This is a genomic window from Paraburkholderia mimosarum LMG 23256 = NBRC 106338 (assembly GCF_000739815.1).
Classification (GTDB): Bacteria; Pseudomonadota; Gammaproteobacteria; order Burkholderiales; family Burkholderiaceae; genus Paraburkholderia; species Paraburkholderia mimosarum.
Genome location: NZ_BBJJ01000023.1, coordinates 86,836 through 102,540 on the forward strand (window position 1 = coordinate 86,836; position 15,705 = coordinate 102,540).

The following is a 15,705-nucleotide window of genomic DNA, read 5'->3' on the forward strand; positions in this document are numbered from 1 at the left end:
GGGCGGCCTCCAGAGCCGCGCGCTCCACGCCAGAGAGACCAGGAATGCTTCCCAAGCTGTCGATACGCGCGAGCCTGACCGTGATGATCGCCTTCTTCGGCGTCGTGCTGGTGGTCGGGGCCGCTACAGGACTCCTGTCGATGCGAGCGGGCAACGAATCGCTGCGCACCATGTACACGGTCAATACGCCGGCTGTCGCGGATCTCGAAGGCAGCGCCGGCCAGCTGCTTCGTCTGCGCCTTGCGCTTGCCACCAACGCATCGCTCTCCGATCTGGGCGACCACGACGCCGCGGAGGCGGTGCTCAAGCGCTTCGACCAATACCTGAAGAACTCGAACGAACGGCTGGACCACTATCTGTCGATTGCGAGCGGCGAAGGCGAGGCGCAGGATCTCATCGCGGCCAAGCGCAACAGCTTCCTGCATGAGGGCGTCGATCCGGCGCTGGCTGCGCTCAAAGCCGGCGACAAGACCACGTTCCAGGAACTGCAGGGCCATAAGCTGCCGGCGCTCTACAACACGTACGAAAAGGCCATGCTCGTGCTCGAGCAGCGCCAGATCGACCTCGGCGCGCAGCGCTATCAGGAAGCGCAAGACCGCTTCAACGCGGTGAGCATCGCGGTGGCCGTGGGCATGGCGCTGTCGCTGCTGCTCGCATGGATCGGCCGCGCCGCGCTCGTGCGCGCCATCGTACATCCCGTCGATGCCGCCATCGCGCAGTTCCAGCGCATCGCAGCCGGCGACCTGAGCGGCACGGTGGAATCGACGAGCACCAATGAAATGGGCCGCCTGCAATCCGCGTTGCGGCAGATGCAGGATGCGCTCACCAAGACGGTCAGCAGCGTGCGCGAAGGCGCGCAATCGATCGACAAGGGCGTGAGCGAGATCGCCGCGGGCAACACGGACCTCTCGCAGCGCACCGAGCAGCAAGCGGCCTCGCTCGAGGAAACAGCGGCGAGCATTGAAGAGCTTACGTCCACCGTCAAGCAGACCGCCGAGAACGCGCGGCAGGCCAGCACGCTCGCCGAGGGCGCATCGGGCCTTGCCGCGCAGGGCGGCGCGCTGTCGCGCGAAGTCGTCGGCACCATGCAGGACATCGTGGGCCACTCGCGGCGCGTGGGCGAGATCGTTGGCGTGATCGAGGCCATTGCTTTCCAGACCAACATTCTCGCGCTCAACGCGGCCGTGGAAGCGGCGCGCGCGGGAGAGGAGGGGCGCGGCTTCGCGGTGGTGGCGAGCGAAGTGCGCTCGCTTGCGCAGCGCAGTGCCGCAGCGGCGAAGGAGATCAAGGAGCTGATTGAGTCATCGACCGCGCGCGTCGAGACGGGCGCGAGCCTCGTCGAGCGCTCGGGTTCGACCATGAGCGAGATCGTCGAGGCGATCGCGCGCGTGAGCGCGATCATGAACGAGATCGCATCGGCGGCGGCGGAGCAGAGCACGGGCATCGATCAGGTCAACGTCGCCGTGGGCCAGATGGACCTCGTGACGCAGCAGAACGCGGCGCTCGTCGAGCAGGCAACGGCTGCCGCTTCGTCGCTCGAAAACGAAGCGCACCGGCTGAACGCGGCGGTTTCGGTGTTCCGCACCGGGCGAGCAGGGTAAAGCGGACGCTGCATGGCGTGATTGGCCGGTTATAGTCGTATTTTCGCGACCACCGACTGGAGACACGATGCAGCTTCTCGATCATGTATCGATCGGCGTTCCCGATCTCGATGCAGTGCGCCCCTTCTACGACGCCATCATGAACGCGCTCGGCGCGGTCAAGGTCTACGACCGGCCCGCCGCGCTCGGCTACGGCGAGCGTTGCAGCGCTGCCGATACGCAATCGTCGTGTCTCGCCGTTTATCTCGACGCCAGCGTCATCGAACCGAACAAGCGTCACTGGTGTTTCAAGGCCGTTTCGCGCGCGCAGGTCGACGCGTTCCATGCGGCCGGTCTCGCGGCGGGCGGCCGCTCGGATGGCGACCCAGGCTTGCGGCCGCAATATCACGCCGACTACTACGGTGCGTTTCTCATCGATCCGGCCGGCAACCGGGTCGAGGCCGTGTGCCATTCGGCGCCGGCCTGACGTTGCGCGTCGCGCCACGCGCGGAAGTCGGCGGCCATGTCCTCGCCGCTCAACGCGATACGTGGGAGATGGGGAAATGCCACGCTCTGACAAATACTGGTTTCCAGCCAAACGCTATGGATGGGGGTGGGGACTCCCGTCCACCTGGCAGGGATGGGTGGCGCTCGTCTTGTATATTTTGTCGATCTGCCTGATTGCGGTATTTTGCGAACCGCATGGGCATCCGTTCATCTTTGCCGGGCTCGTGATACTCGCCACGCTCGCACTAACCGCAGTGTGCTGGCTGAAGGGCGAACCGCCTCGCTGGCGCTGGGGCAAGGACCGCCAGTAACGCCGTCACACCCGCAGCGCGGCGATCACCGCGCGCAGATGCGCTAAAGGCCACGCGCAGAACGCGCGGCTGTCGCGCCGTCATGCCTGCGGCTCGGTTTCAGGCTCCGCTTCAGCCTCGGCCGCCGGCTCCGCCACCTTGACATCGTGCAGCCAGCGCGTGGCCTTGGCGATGGCGCGCGACAGCCGCGCGATTTCGTTGAGCTGCTCGATCATGTCGTTGGCGAAGCGAAAAATGAAGGCATCGCCCTCGTTGCGAAGCTGCAGCGTGGACATGACGTGCTGCCGCGCGAGGTCGGACTGCGCTTCGATTTCCGCCTTGGCGTCGACGATGCGCGTCACGACGTCCACGTCTGGATGCGAGATCGTTTGCACGGCGAGCGTGAAATGCTGGATCACCGAGCTGGCGAAACGCACGCCCGCCGGGTTGCCGATCAGGCGGGACACGTCCGCGCTCTGCGCGATGTGCCGCTGGCTCAGCGCGAGCATGCTCGTCGTCGCCACGTCCCGGATCGCGTCGAGGCAGGTCGCGATACGCGCGAGATCCACCAGCTGCCGACCTTCGTCGTCGCTCTGGACCGCATCGGAGAGCTTGCCGATATAGGTGAGAATGGCGGTGCTGAGCGAATCCGCCGCCTTGTCTTCGTTCGTTACCGCGGAGAGCGCCCGCGTCGAGCTTTGCACGGCCAGCGAGACGCTTTGCTCGACAACGACCTGGACCTGCTTGCCGAGCGAAGCCAGTTCGAGCTGCACGCGGGCAATGGCGAGCGCCGGCATTTCGACCAGGGTCTCGTCGAGGTAGCGCGGCACGCCGGGGCCCTGCCACGCTTCGCGCCGCACCGGGGCGAGGCGTTCGGCGAGCTTCGCAATCGGGCCGGTGAACCAGATCAGCACAAAGGTGCTGAATACGCTGAAAACCGTGTGCGCATTGGCGGCCTGGCGCGGCGTTTCGGCGGCGAGGCGCGCTGCGCCGGTGAGCTCGGGCGCGGAAGGCGAAATCAGGCGAACGAAATCGGCGAACTGCGGAATCGCAAAGACGAAGAACAGCACGCCAAGCACATTGAAGAGCAGGTGGACGATGCCGACCTGCGCCGCCTCCGCCGACTTGCCGATCGACGCGAGCAGCGCGGTGCCGCACGTGCCCACGTTGGCGCCGAGGATCAGCGCGATGCCCGATTCGAGCGGAATCAATCCCTGGCTGCCCAGCGCGATCACGATGGCCAGCGTGGCGGCCGAGCTTTGCACGATGGCCGTGAACACCGCGCCGATCACGACGCCGATCAACGGATAGCGCATGTCCTGCATGGCGTCGATGAACGGCTGGTAATCGCGCAAGGGCCGGGTGGCGTTGCCCATCATCTCGATGCCGAGAAACAGCAAGCCGAGGCCGAGGAGGGCCCCGCCCAGCTCGCGCAGCGTTTCACGTTTCGCGAAGCCATAGAGCACGTATCCGCCCGCGAGCATGAATGGCGTGAGCGCCGAGATGTTGAAGGCGATGATCTGCGCGGTGAGCGTCGAGCCGATGTTCGCGCCCATGATCATCGGTATCGCCTGCCGCAGCGTCATGAGCCGCGCGGAGACGAAGCCCACCAGCAGCACCGTGGTGATGGTGGACGAGTTGAGCAGCGCCGTAATGCCCGCGCCTGCGAGCACGCCACGAAACCGGTTGGCGGTGAGCGAGCCCAGCAGCGACTGCAGGCGCGCGCCCGCGATGGTCTTGAGCGCGCCTGTCATGAGGTCCAGACCGAACAGGAACAGCGCAAGCCCGCCAATCAGCAATCCGACAACGTTGACCAGATTCAGGTTCGCACCAGACAGCATGGCAATGGCCCTCCCTCTCGCGCCAGGACGACGACGATAGCGACAAGGACAACGACAGCTCAGCTTGACGAAGCGACGCTACGCGTCATGGTACTGCCTTGTCGCTCCTTTGCGCGGTTGAGGTGTCACCGATTTTTTCAACGCCGGAATCGACCGGATGACGAGCTTTTCGCTTTCGACGACGAGGAAGAACAGCACTGCGCCGGCCAGCAGCCAGAACCACGTCGCCAGCGGCAGCGACTCGGTCTGGAAGATGGCATGGAAGGGCAGGGTATAGGTGAAGAGCGTCTGCAGCACCACGACAGCGCCAATCCCGTACCAGAGATACGCATTGCCCATGTGCGCGCGCACCGATAGCGCCGAGTTGATCAGCGAGCGGCTGTTGAGAAGATAAAAGACCTGGCCGAGTGTGATCGCGTTGACGGCGGCGGTGCGCGCAAGTGAATCCGACGCGCCCTGCGACTTCATCCAGAAAAATGCCGCGAGCGTATAGAGCACGAGCGCCGCGCCGACGAAGAGAATGCGCCACACGCCGAAAGGTGTGACGATAGCCCGGTCGATCGAACGCGGCGGGCGCTGCATCACGTCGTCTTCATGCGGCTCGAACGAGATGACGAGGCCGAGCGCGACGGACGTGACCATGTTCACCCACAGCACCTGCGGCGCGGTGATCGGCAGCGTGAAGCCGAACAGGATCGCGATGGCAATGACGGCGCCCTGGGCGATATTCGTGGGCAGCATGAAAAGCATGGCCTTTTCGATGTTGTTGTAGACCGTGCGTCCTTCCTTCACCGCCGCGGAGATCGAAGCGAAGTTGTCGTCGGCGAGGATCATGCCGGCCGCCTCCTTCGTGACCTCCGTGCCCTTGATACCCATGGCCACGCCGATGTCGGCCTTCTTGAGCGCGGGCGCGTCGTTCACGCCGTCGCCCGTCATCGCGACCACCTGCCGGTTGGCCTGGATTGCCTTCACGAGGCGCAGCTTGTGCTCGGGGCTCGCGCGCGCGAACACATCCACGTCGCGTACGCATTCCTGCAGCGCAGCATCGTTCATCGCCTCGATTTCGGTGCCGGCCACGGCCGTCCTGCCGTCGCCGATGCCGAGCATGCCCGCTATCGCGGCGGCGGTGACCTTGTGGTCGCCCGTGATCATCGTCACGCGGATGCCGCCGCCGTGGCATTCGCGCACGGCGTCGATCGCTTCCTTGCGCGGCGGGTCCATCAGGCCTACGAGGCCGAGCAGCACGAGGGTCTTCGGCAGATCCAGCGGGCCGAGGTTGCCGACTTGCAGGCCGGGGTCCGGCAGCCACGCCAGCGCCAGTACGCGCTCGCCCTGCGAGGCGAGCCGCTCACCTTCGCGTGCGAAGCGTTCGCGATCGAGCGGCGCGGGCCCGGTTGCCGTTTGCTGGCGATCGCAATGCTCGATGATGACTTCGGGCGCGCCCTTCACGAGCAGCATTTCGCCTTGCGCCCAGCGGTTCAGCGTTGCCATGAACTTGTGCTCCGACTCGAAGGGGATGGCGTCGATGCGCGGCGCCGCCGCCGTTTCCGCGGCGCGGTCCATGCCGAGCTTGCCTGCGAAGGGGTAGAGCGCGCCCTCGGTGGGGTCGCCTTCCACTTTCCATTTCCCCTCTTCCTCGAAGAGCCCGGCGTCGTTGCACAGTATCGACACGCGACCCATGAGCGACAGCACTTCGGGCGGCGCGGCGCCAAGCGCCTTGCCGGCCGCGCGGACTTCGCCTTCGGGGGCGTAGCCGTCGCCGGTTACTTCATAGGGCGCATCGGCGGTCACGACCGAAGTCACCATCATCTCCATGAGGGTGAGCGTGCCCGTTTTGTCCGAGCAGATGCGCGACACCGAGCCCAGCGTCTCGACCGCGGGCAGGCGCCGGATGATGGCGTTGCGCTTCGCCATGCGCTGCACGCCGATGGCGAGCGTGATGGTGATGAGCGCGGGCAGGCCTTCCGGGATCATCGAAACCGCGATGCCCACCACCGCCTGGAACAGCTGGATGAAGGTCATGTGGCCGAGCCAGTGGCCCCACGCGAAGAGCAGCACGCTGAGAATGCCGATCGCGATCGTGATGACGTATCCAAACTTCTTGATCTGGCGAAGCAGCGGTGTTTCCAGCGCGCTGACCTCGGCGAGCATCTGGTTGATGCGGCCGAGTTCGGTCTGGCTGCCCGTTGCCACGACCACGCCAGTGGCCCGCCCAGAGAGGACCATCGTGCCGGAAAACGCCATGTTTTCGCGGTCGCCGACGGTCGCTCGCGCCGGCACTGCGCCCGTGCTCTTTTCCGCCGGAACGGATTCTCCCGTGAGCGCCGCTTCTTCCGTGCGCAGGTTTCTGGCCTCGACGAGGCGCAGATCAGCGGGGATGCGGTCGCCCGATTCGAGCAGCACGATGTCGCCGGGCACGACCTCGTCGGCGGGAACGAGGCGCACTTCGCCTGCGCGCAGCACGCGCGCCTCTGCGGAGAGCATGTTGCGAATCGAATCGAGCGCCTTTTCGGCGCGCCCCTCCTGGAGGAACCCCAGCAGCGAATTGAGGATGACGACGGCGAAGATGATGGAGGCGTCGAGCCAGAGGCTCAGCATCAGCTTGATGAAGCCGGCCGCTAGCAGCACATAGATGAGCACGTTGTTGAACTGGGCAAGGAGCCGCATGAGCGGCCCGCTTTTCTTGCCTTGGGGCAGCACGTTGCGACCGTAAGTGCCGAGGCGTTGCGACGCGTCCGCCGGATCGAGCCCGCGCGATGGCGCGACGCCGAGCTTGCGCTCGATCTCTTCGACGGGCATGGCGTGCCACGGCGTCGCGCCCGAACCTGAATCCGCATGCTCGGCTGAACTCATCTTCGCCCCCTGGTCGCTCGGAGATTCAACGCAATAGTAGGTTTTTTTCGCGGCGGGCACGCGCAACCTGGTGCGCGCGCACTCGACGGCGCGCGGGTCGCCTGGCGATGTATGGGAACGTCTGACACCGGTTGTGAGGCACGACGTGACAACCGGCCGCAGCAAGCCGACTTTGGGGGCAGATGTTTTTGAGACTGGTCTTATGGGAAGGCCGGCGGCACGTCTCTACCATCTCACCATTCCATTCGGACTTCTGTGGAGGCAGCAATGAGTCCCTTTTCCCTGATTCGAGTTGGCCGCATGCATGACCGTGCTGGCATCGCCTGCAACAGCCACTTCGTCCTCTTTCCCGCGCGTTTGTTTGCCCTGCTGAAGAAGGTCCTTGGGGTGCATCGCCGGCCTTCAACGATCGACAGCTGACCGGAGTCTCGTCATGAGTGAAAAGCTGAATACCACGAAGCCGGAGCCTGTCGCCGTGGCGATTGCCTTGCATCCTGGCGACTATGCCTCCTTGCAGGACGCATCGCGCGCGGTCGGCATGAGCGAAGCGGCGTTTTGCGCCCTGGCAATTCATCACGCGTCCCGAGCGGTAATGGATTCGCAGCCGCCCTGCAAAATCATCTGATTACGTTTTTTGCGCGCCCGGCACTGCGATGTCGGGTGTCTTTCTGCCCCATGGTATTCTTTCAAAAATTCCAGAACATCGTTGGCGTGGTCGTGATACTCGTCGGCTTCGCCGTGGCGCACGTCAGCGCGGCCAGGAATGTCCGTGGTCAACGGCGCTCAACTGAAAAAATAAAGAAACCCGTATAAAAGTATTTCAGATTTGTCCGATAGTGATTCCGGAACGGGCTTGATAGCCTCGCGCGAGCCATCGTTCAGTACTGCGGATAAAACAATGAATAACCGTTATTACGGGCTTGTTATCAGCAAGCTCCGGGGAATGCTCGTCGCCGTTTGCGGAGCGGCCACCGCGCGGGGGAAATCAGGACAGGCAGAAACCGGCGCAGTGCCCGCATGCGAAGCAGGCGTCATTTTGTGCCACGGGAGTTGAGATCTTGAAATTTTCCAGAAGCGTTGGAGTACTAATGGGTATCGCCGTCGCGGGTTCACTGACCGGCTGTGCCACCGAGGCGTCGCGATCGTTGCCGGTTGCGCCTGCGAGCAGTGCGCAAACGCCGTACGTCGGGAATCGCGTGGCGATCGCGGTGGGCAAGTTCGACAACCGCTCGAGCTATATGCGCGGCATCTTCACGGATGGAATCGACCGTCTCGGCGGCCAGGCGAAGACCATTCTGGTTACTTCGCTGCAGGAAAGCGGGCGCTTTAACGTCCTCGAGCGGGACAACCTGGACGAAATCCGGCAGGAAGCGGCGTTCATGAAGAAGGCGCAGGCCCTGAAGGGGGCCAACTACGTCGTAACGGGGGATGTGACCGAATTTGGCCGCAAGGAGGTCGGTGACCAGCAGCTGTTCGGCATCCTGGGGCGTGGAAAGAGCCAGGTCGCTTACGCGAAGGTCAGCCTCAATATCGTCGATACGACGACCTCCGAAGTGATGCTGTCGAGCAGTGGCGCGGCCGAATACAGCCTGTCCAACCGGGAAATCATAGGCTTTGGTGGCACGGCAGGCTACGACTCGACGCTCAATGGCAAGGTGCTCACTCTCGCCATCCAGGAAGCGGTCGACCGCATGGCTGCCCAGATCGATACAGGCGCACTGCAAGGGGTGAAGTGAAAATGGATCGTGCAATCAACAGAAACAGGCTCTTCAGCATCGGCGCCGCGCTGCCGGGTATCGCCGCCGGACTGCTGCTGGCGGGATGTGCGCCAACTCATAGTCCTCCCCTTTATCAATGGGATGCCTACCAGCCTCAGGTGTACGAGTACTTCAAGGGCGAGAAGGGGCCCGATGCGCAGATCGAAGCCCTGGAGGCAGCGCTCGAGCGTATCCGTGCGAAAGGCAGCATGCCACCGCCGGGCTTTCACGCGCAGCTCGGCATGCTGTATTCGAGCGTTGGCAAGACCGGGCAGGCCACGCAGGAGTTCGAAGCCGAGAAGGCACTCTTTCCGGAGTCGTCGGCATACATGGATTTCCTGATGAAGAAGAAATCGAAGCCACTTTGAGTATCCGTTCATGTTCAAATCACTTTTCACGAAACTCGCCTTCGCGTTGTCCATGAGCGCACTGCTGGCGGCCTGCGCAGGGACTGCGCAACGCGTTGACTACACGGCGTTCAAGAACAGCCGCCCACGCTCGATTCTCGTGCTGCCGCCGGTGAACGAAACGTCGGATGTTCATGCGACATACGGCGTACTGTCGCAACTGACCAGGCCGCTGGGCGAAGCGGGCTATTACGTCGTTCCGGTCGCAGTGATGGACGAGACTTTCCGTCAAAACGGACTCACGACTCCAGCCGACATCCAGTCGGTATCGGGGGCGAAGCTGCGCGAAATCTTCGGCGCAGATGCGGCGCTCTATCCGAAGGTCACGCAATACGGTTCCGTGTACCAGATCGTCGACAGCACGACGATCGTCTCGGCATCGGCAAAGCTGGTCGATCTCAAAACGGGCGACTTGCTCTGGGAGGGCAGGGGCCGCGCGACCGGAAAGGAAATCGGTGCCAACATCGATCTGGGTTTCGGGCTGGTCGGTGCGCTGGTGCAGGCTGCCGTCAAACAGGTCGCGCATAACCTGTCCGACGAAGCCCATGATGTTGCAGGGCTCACCGGTGACCGTCTCCTGCGCGCCGGCCCACCCGATGGCCTGTTGTATGGACCCCGTTCACCGAGATACGGCACCGACTGACGCATACCGAAGCGTGGCTCTACCGGGACCGCGGTCCGTGGACCTTTCCACGGAACCACGCCAGCGTTACCTTAACGCGGTTACCGCCCACGTTTCGCAAGAGGAGCCTGTCACCCATGGCAGCACGACTGAACGAATACCAGCAGCCAATCGGCGAACCCGTCGCCGGTTGGCAACCGCGCGAGCGGCCCGCGCGCGTGACGATCGAAGGTCAGTTTTGCCGCATCGAGCCCATCGATCTCGACCGGCACGTCGCCGACCTCTTCGAGGCCTATAGCCAGGCTGCCGACGGCCGCGACTGGACCTATCTGTTCGCCGAGCCGTTCACCGATTTCACCGCGTTTCGCGAATACCTTGCGAAGGCCGCTTCGTCGAACGACCCGTTTCACTACGCCGTGATCGACCGCGCGAGCGGGCGGGCCGTCGGCACGTTCGCGCTCATGCGTATCGAACCCGTGCATGGCGTGATCGAGGTCGGCAGCGTGACGTTTTCGCCGCGCCTGAAAGAAACGCCGATTTCCACCGAAGCGCAATACCTGCTGATGCGCTATGTCTTCGACGACCTCGGCTACCGGCGCTACGAATGGAAATGCGACAGCCTCAACGCGCCCTCGCGCAAGACCGCGTTGCGTCTGGGCTTTCAGTTCGAGGGCATTTTCCGCCAGGCGATCGTGTACAAGGGGCGCAATCGCGACACGGCGTGGTTCGCCATCATCGACAAGGACTGGCCGCTCGCGAAAGCGGCGTTCGAGAAGTGGCTCTCGAAAGATAACTTCGACTCAGCCGGCAAGCAACGTGCGTCGCTTGCCAGCCTGCGCGAAGCGGCGGCGTCCTGAATGCCGCGGCCGATCCTTATCCGCGACGTCGCGGCCGCCGACCGGGACGCGTGGTTCAGCCTCTGGGCGGGCTATAACGCGTTCTACGCATCGACGATCTCGCCACACATCAGCGAGCGTACGTGGCAGCGCATGCTCGATCCGAACGTGCCGTTGTTCGGCCGCGTCGCCGAACTGGAGGGGCGTGTGGCGGGATTCAGTCTCTCGGTGCTTCATGAAGGCACATGGGTCGATGCACCCATCTGCTATCTGGAAGACCTGTTCGTCGATCCCGCCTCTCGCGGTGCGGGCCTTGGCAGAAGGCTCATCGAGGATTTGATCGCGCTGGCGCGCTCGCGCGGCTGGTCGCGCCTTTACTGGCACACGCGGGAGGACAACCCGGCGCGCAAGCTCTACGACGAATTCGCCACGGCCGACGACTTCGTGCGCTACCGTCTCCAGTTCTGAAAGCCGCGTGGGCGGCGCCCGCCGGTTGACGGCGGCGCCTGTGAGCGTGCACGATGGGTTCCCGGGAATGACAGACCATCAACGGAGACACCAACATGCTGAAGAACCTCGACCCGCTTCTGAACGCCGATATCCTGCATGCGCTGCGCGCGATGGGGCACGGTGACGAGCTAGTCGTGTGCGACGCGAATTTCCCCGCCGATTCCATTGCGCGCGCAACGGCGCTTGGCAGGCTGCTACGCATCGACGGCGCCAACGCGCCGCGCGCCATTCGCGCGATCCTCTCGGTGCTGCCGCTCGATACCTTCGTCGAGTCGCCGGCCATGCGCATGGAAGTCGTGGGCGAGCCCGGCACGATCCCAACCGTCCAGCGCGAAGCGCAAGCCGAAGTGGATGCCGCCGAGGGCCGGCCGGTGCCGTTCGCATCCATCGAGCGTCATGCGTTCTACGCGCGGGCGCGCAAGGCATATTGCGTGATCGCTACGGGCGAAACACGCGGCTACGGCTGCTTCGTGTTCGCCAAGGGCGTGCTGCTCGCGCCCGATGCGCCTGGTGCATCGGGCGGCACAAGCGCGCCCTGACCTTCCGCGTTTTTCCACGCTGAAAGGAGCCGCGCGGCGGAAGGGTAGCGCGGCGCTTTCCTCATCGACATCCGTCACCGGCGCGCACGGCGGCATGATGCTCGCGCACGAGGAGACGTTCGGCCCCGTCGCTGCGGTGTTCCGCTTCGAGAGCGAGGAAGAAGCGATCCAGGCGGCGAACGACACCGACTTCGGCCTTTCCGCGTACTTCTATGCGCGCGACATCGGCCGTGTGTGGCGCGTGGCGGGCGCTCTTCGCCGCGTGAGCGAGAAGAGCACGAGTAGGGCGGCGGCCTGGCACCGCCCGCGCGCTACAGCAAGCGCTACGCGCTTTCGAGATGCGCGGCAAGCCGCGCCAGCATCGCATCACAGCGATCAAGCTGTGCGGCACTCACGAACTCGTCTGGCTTGTGACCTTGCTCCATGCTGCCAGGCCCGCACACGACGGCGGGAATTCCCGCCCGCGTGAACAGTCCGCCCTCGGTGCCGAACGCGACCGTACCGAAGTCGCCCAGCTCGCCGATGACGGCGAGGAGCTGCGCGGCTTCGCTATCAGGCGGCGTCGCAAGGCCTGGATAAGCGTTCAGGAGCTCGAAGCCGATGTCGGTATCGGCTTGCACCTTACGCATTTTCGGCAGCAGTTCCGCTTGCGCATACGACTCGATCCGCCCGGCAATCGACTGTGCCTCCAGGCCCGGGACCGAGCGCACTTCGAAGTCGAACTCACACTCTGCCGCCACGATGTTCAGCGCGCGCCCGCCCGCGATGACGCCCGTTTGAACGGTAGAGAACGGAGGATCGAAGCGCTCGTCGCGATGCTCGGGCCGGGCGAGTTCCTCGCCGATGCTTTCCAGCCTGTTGATGAGTCGCGCGGCGTATTGAATGGCATTGACGCCATACGGCGCGTAAGCCGAATGACACGCCGAGCCCTTCACGCGGCAGCGCATTGCGAGCTTCCCCTTGTGGCCGAGCACGGGCTTCATTTCCGTCGGCTCGCCGATCATGCACAAACGCGGCTTGTGTGCGCGCTTCTCGAGTTCTGCGAGCATCGGCCGCACCCCGACGCAGCCGACTTCTTCGTCGTATGAGAACGCGATATGTACCGGCAGGTCGAGTTTGCGCTCGACGAACATGGGCACCGCCGCGAGCACGCACGCCAGAAAGCCCTTCATGTCCGCCGTACCGCGCCCGTAAAGCCGCCCATTCTTTTCCGTGAGGCGGAACGGGTCGACGGTCCACGCCTGTCCCTCGACGGGCACGACGTCCGTATGTCCCGACAACACGATGCCACCCTGCTCGCGCGGACCGATGGTCGCGAAGAGACTGGCTTTCGTGCGCTCGGCGTTGTGAAACAGCTCGCTTTCTACGCCAAAACCCGCGAGATAGCGCTGCACGAACGCGATCAGTTCAAGATTCGATTCGCGGCTGACGGTCGCGAAACCGATCAGCCGCTCGAGCAGCGCGCGGCTGGCACGTTCACTCATCGCCTGGCACTCCATAGCTTGGCGCGGCGCCCGGATCCAGCGCGCGGGTGACGTAATCCTGCATCTGCGGAAGATACGCTCGCCATAGCTGCGCTAGCTGACCGATGGGGTCGTCGTCGGCCCAATCGACTCTCAAATCCACGATCGACCAGACCTGCCGGTCGACGACTTTCAGCGCGGCGGAATGAACCGGGCCGGCTTCTCCGCCTGCCTCGACAGCGGCGTGCATTGCGGCCAGCAGACGCGCGGCGAGCAGCCCATGCGTGCGCTCGAATGCGCGCACCATCTCGTCGACGACTTGGGGCGCGGCGAGCATGTTGCCGGCCGCGACGCACTGATCGCCGGCCACCGCATGATGCAGCCCGAGCGCGTTGTCGCCGGTGAAGAACGCGGTGCGGCCCTGGGCGTCGATCACCGTGACTTGCCGCCAGGCATTGAAGGTGTCGGTGGCGCGGGCCTGCATCAACGCAACATGCGGCGCAAGCTTCTGCTGCTCCATGAGATCGAGGATTTGCGGGCCGAGCGCGGGCAGCGTGACATTCTGCGTCGCAACTGCGCCGACGCCTGCCCGCACCCATGGGCAACGCGCGCCCACGGCAATACTCGACGAACTGATGGCGATCCCCAGTTGTCCGGTCTCCCGGCAACGTCCGACGATTGAGAATGTCATGCGCCGCTCCTTATGCCTCGCCAGGCGTCCAGTTCTCGGGAATCACCGCGATCACGTCGATTTCCATCAGCCATTGCGGTTGGCCGAGCGCGCTCACGCACAAACCGGTCGAGATCGGATACACACCCTTGAGCCACTTTCCGACTTCCTGATAGACCGGCTCGCGATAACGTGGATCGATGATGTACGTCGTCGTCTTGACGATGTGCGAAAGGTCGCTGCCTGCTTCTTCGAGCAACTGCTTGACGTTCTTCATCGCCTGCCCGGCTTGCGCGCGCGGATCGCCGAGGCCGATCAGCTTGCCGTCGAAGTCGGTGCCGACCTGGCCGCGCACGTAGACCGTGTTGCCTGCGCGAACGGCCTGGCACAGGTCGTTGTCGAGCGTCTGGTTCGGGTACGTGTCTTTCGTGTTGAACATGCGGATGCGGGTATGGATAGGCATCAATTCACTCCGGTTTCGTTGAGGGTGCTTGCGTGCGATGCGTCGTGCGCGGTATTCGTGGCCAGTGCCAGGCGTTCGCGTTGCGCCGCATCGCGATAGTCGAGGTATTTGCGCTGCGTGACGATGTGATCGGCGATGTGCTTCGCGTCGTGCCACACGCCCCAGATGAACGACGACCCGCGCCGCGACAGCCACGGCAGGCCGAGGAAATACACGCCCGGTTCCTTCGAGACGCCACGCTGATGCTTCGGCTTGCCTTGCTCGTCGAAGGCGTCGACGTGCAGCCAGCTGTAATCGACGGCATAGCCGGTCGCCCAGATGATCGTCTTCACGCCAGACTTCGCGAGGTCCAGCTCGCGCAGCGGATGCGTGACGCACTCGGGATCGGGCGGAATGAAGCGTGCCTCGGAATCTTCCGGCAGGTCGATGCCGTTGCGCTCGACATAGCCGTCGGCCGCGTCGAGCAGCGACATCAGGTTGTCGTCGCCGCGCTTGAGGTTCTCCGCCAGATCCTGGTCGAACGTCACGATGCCGTTATCGAACGATTTCGTGACACCGACGAGCGTCATGCCTTCATGCGCGAGCCGGCGAAAATCGATGGTCCGGCCGCCGTAAGCGCCGCTCACGGCGATCGTCACGTGCTCGCGTCCGGGCCCAGCTACCTCCTTGTCCCATTCGCCGAGCACGCCGAGCCACCAGCAGAAGTCGCGGTTGCGGTAAGCGCGCGGCGGCCGATCGTGCGGCCCGACCGACAGATACACCGTGCGGCCCGCGCGCCGCAGTTCCTCGGCGATCTGTGTGCCCGACGAACCCGCGCCGACGACGAGCACCGCACCATCGGGCAACTGCGCCGGATTGCGATAGTCTGCCGAGTGCATCTGTGTGAGATGCGGGTCCTTTGGCGCGATGGCGGGAATCACTGGACGCTGGAACGGGCCCGTCGCCACGACGACACGATTGGCCTCGAACGTGCCATTGCTCGTCGCCACAGTGAAGCCCGAACGGCCTTGAATGCGCTCGACGCTCGTCACCTCCACGCCGGTGCGGACAGGTGCATTGAATTTACGTGCGTACGCAACGAAATAGTCGGCGACCTGTTCCTTCGGCGCGAAGGCGTCGGGATGCAGTCCTTCGAATTCCATGCCGGGAAAGCGGTCGTGCCAGGCGGGACCGTTGGCGACCAGCGAATCCCATCGGCTCGTGCGCCAGCGCTCGGCAATGCGATCGCGTTCGAGCACGAGATGCGGCACGCCCGACCTGCCGAGATGCTCGCTCATTGCCACGCCCGCCTGACCGGCGCCTATCACCAGTGTGTCGATGGACACGTTGTCAGCCTTCATCTGTGTTCTCCTTCGGATTGCGAATAT

At 64.3% G+C, this 15,705-nt stretch carries 17 protein-coding genes and 1 pseudogene; 12 read left to right on the forward strand and 6 right to left on the reverse strand.

The window, feature by feature from the left end:
- Positions 1 to 44: 44 nt before the first annotated feature.
- The 3 genes from BMI01S_RS18520 (at position 45) to BMI01S_RS18530 (ending at position 2,398) form a co-directional block, all read left to right on the forward strand.
- A complete protein-coding gene (locus BMI01S_RS18520; protein ID WP_042290097.1) occupies positions 45 to 1,601 on the forward strand; it encodes a methyl-accepting chemotaxis protein in 1,557 nt (518 codons plus the stop codon).
- A gap of 67 nt (positions 1,602 to 1,668) precedes the next feature.
- Complete coding sequence (locus BMI01S_RS18525) at positions 1,669 to 2,067, forward strand: VOC family protein (protein WP_028231157.1); 399 nt, start codon at positions 1,669 to 1,671, stop codon at positions 2,065 to 2,067.
- Between the two features lie 76 nt (positions 2,068 to 2,143).
- The gene (locus BMI01S_RS18530) at positions 2,144 to 2,398 is read left to right on the forward strand and encodes a hypothetical protein (protein WP_028231158.1); all 255 of its coding nucleotides are present in this window, start codon (positions 2,144 to 2,146) and stop codon (positions 2,396 to 2,398) included.
- A gap of 80 nt (positions 2,399 to 2,478) precedes the next feature.
- On the opposite strand, the gene BMI01S_RS18535 is transcribed toward BMI01S_RS18530, so the two are convergent.
- Positions 2,479 to 4,218 (reverse strand): Na/Pi cotransporter family protein, encoded by a 1,740-nt coding sequence (locus tag BMI01S_RS18535; protein ID WP_042290101.1) that lies wholly within the window; start codon positions 4,216 to 4,218, stop codon positions 2,479 to 2,481.
- A 78-nt stretch (positions 4,219 to 4,296) separates the two neighbouring features.
- Positions 4,297 to 7,071: a cation-translocating P-type ATPase gene (locus BMI01S_RS18540; protein WP_028212309.1), complete on the reverse strand. Its 2,775-nt coding sequence runs from the start codon at positions 7,069 to 7,071 to the stop codon at positions 4,297 to 4,299.
- 267 nt (positions 7,072 to 7,338) lie between these two features.
- Between BMI01S_RS18540 and BMI01S_RS40910 the strand changes: the two genes are divergently transcribed.
- From BMI01S_RS40910 to BMI01S_RS39105, 9 genes and pseudogenes are all read left to right on the forward strand, one after another.
- A complete protein-coding gene (locus tag BMI01S_RS40910; protein WP_154671267.1) occupies positions 7,339 to 7,491 on the forward strand; it encodes a hypothetical protein in 153 nt (50 codons plus the stop codon).
- A 13-nt stretch (positions 7,492 to 7,504) separates the two neighbouring features.
- On the forward strand, positions 7,505 to 7,696 hold the full coding sequence (locus BMI01S_RS18545; protein ID WP_028212310.1) for a hypothetical protein: 192 nt from the start codon (positions 7,505 to 7,507) through the stop codon (positions 7,694 to 7,696).
- 463 nt (positions 7,697 to 8,159) lie between these two features.
- The gene (locus tag BMI01S_RS18550; protein ID WP_154671268.1) at positions 8,160 to 8,807 is read left to right on the forward strand and encodes a CsgG/HfaB family protein; all 648 of its coding nucleotides are present in this window, start codon (positions 8,160 to 8,162) and stop codon (positions 8,805 to 8,807) included.
- A gap of 2 nt (positions 8,808 to 8,809) precedes the next feature.
- On the forward strand, positions 8,810 to 9,196 hold the full coding sequence (locus BMI01S_RS18555) for a DUF4810 domain-containing protein (protein ID WP_042290104.1): 387 nt from the start codon (positions 8,810 to 8,812) through the stop codon (positions 9,194 to 9,196).
- A gap of 10 nt (positions 9,197 to 9,206) precedes the next feature.
- Positions 9,207 to 9,878, forward strand: a complete 672-nt coding sequence (locus tag BMI01S_RS18560) for a DUF799 domain-containing protein (protein ID WP_028214348.1) — start codon at positions 9,207 to 9,209, stop codon at positions 9,876 to 9,878.
- A gap of 116 nt (positions 9,879 to 9,994) precedes the next feature.
- Positions 9,995 to 10,714 carry a GNAT family N-acetyltransferase gene (locus tag BMI01S_RS18565; RefSeq protein WP_036020712.1) on the forward strand — a complete coding sequence of 240 codons (720 nt, stop codon included), beginning with the start codon at positions 9,995 to 9,997 and terminating at the stop codon, positions 10,712 to 10,714.
- Positions 10,715 to 11,161, forward strand: a complete 447-nt coding sequence (locus BMI01S_RS18570) for a GNAT family N-acetyltransferase (protein WP_028214350.1) — start codon at positions 10,715 to 10,717, stop codon at positions 11,159 to 11,161.
- 95 nt (positions 11,162 to 11,256) lie between these two features.
- Positions 11,257 to 11,742, forward strand: a complete 486-nt coding sequence (locus tag BMI01S_RS18575; RefSeq protein ID WP_028231160.1) for an RbsD/FucU family protein — start codon at positions 11,257 to 11,259, stop codon at positions 11,740 to 11,742.
- A 13-nt stretch (positions 11,743 to 11,755) separates the two neighbouring features.
- A pseudogene (locus tag BMI01S_RS39105) lies at positions 11,756 to 11,998 on the forward strand (aldehyde dehydrogenase family protein); the annotation flags it as partial.
- Between the two features lie 67 nt (positions 11,999 to 12,065).
- Here BMI01S_RS39105 and argE read toward each other — a convergent pair.
- Genes argE through BMI01S_RS18595 form a run of 4 tightly spaced genes read right to left on the reverse strand, consistent with a single transcriptional unit; the run spans position 12,066 to position 15,678 of the window.
- Positions 12,066 to 13,226 (reverse strand): acetylornithine deacetylase, encoded by a 1,161-nt coding sequence (gene argE / locus BMI01S_RS18580; protein WP_028231161.1) that lies wholly within the window; start codon positions 13,224 to 13,226, stop codon positions 12,066 to 12,068.
- Positions 13,219 to 13,896, reverse strand: a complete 678-nt coding sequence (locus BMI01S_RS18585; RefSeq protein ID WP_028231162.1) for a DUF1028 domain-containing protein — start codon at positions 13,894 to 13,896, stop codon at positions 13,219 to 13,221. The genes argE and BMI01S_RS18585 overlap by 8 nt, the downstream gene beginning before the upstream one ends.
- A 10-nt stretch (positions 13,897 to 13,906) precedes the next feature.
- Positions 13,907 to 14,338 carry a RidA family protein gene (locus BMI01S_RS18590; RefSeq protein WP_028231163.1) on the reverse strand — a complete coding sequence of 144 codons (432 nt, stop codon included), beginning with the start codon at positions 14,336 to 14,338 and terminating at the stop codon, positions 13,907 to 13,909.
- Positions 14,338 to 15,678 carry a flavin-containing monooxygenase gene (locus BMI01S_RS18595; protein WP_028231164.1) on the reverse strand — a complete coding sequence of 447 codons (1,341 nt, stop codon included), beginning with the start codon at positions 15,676 to 15,678 and terminating at the stop codon, positions 14,338 to 14,340. The genes BMI01S_RS18590 and BMI01S_RS18595 overlap by 1 nt, the downstream gene beginning before the upstream one ends.
- Between the last annotated feature and the right edge of the window lie 27 nt (positions 15,679 to 15,705).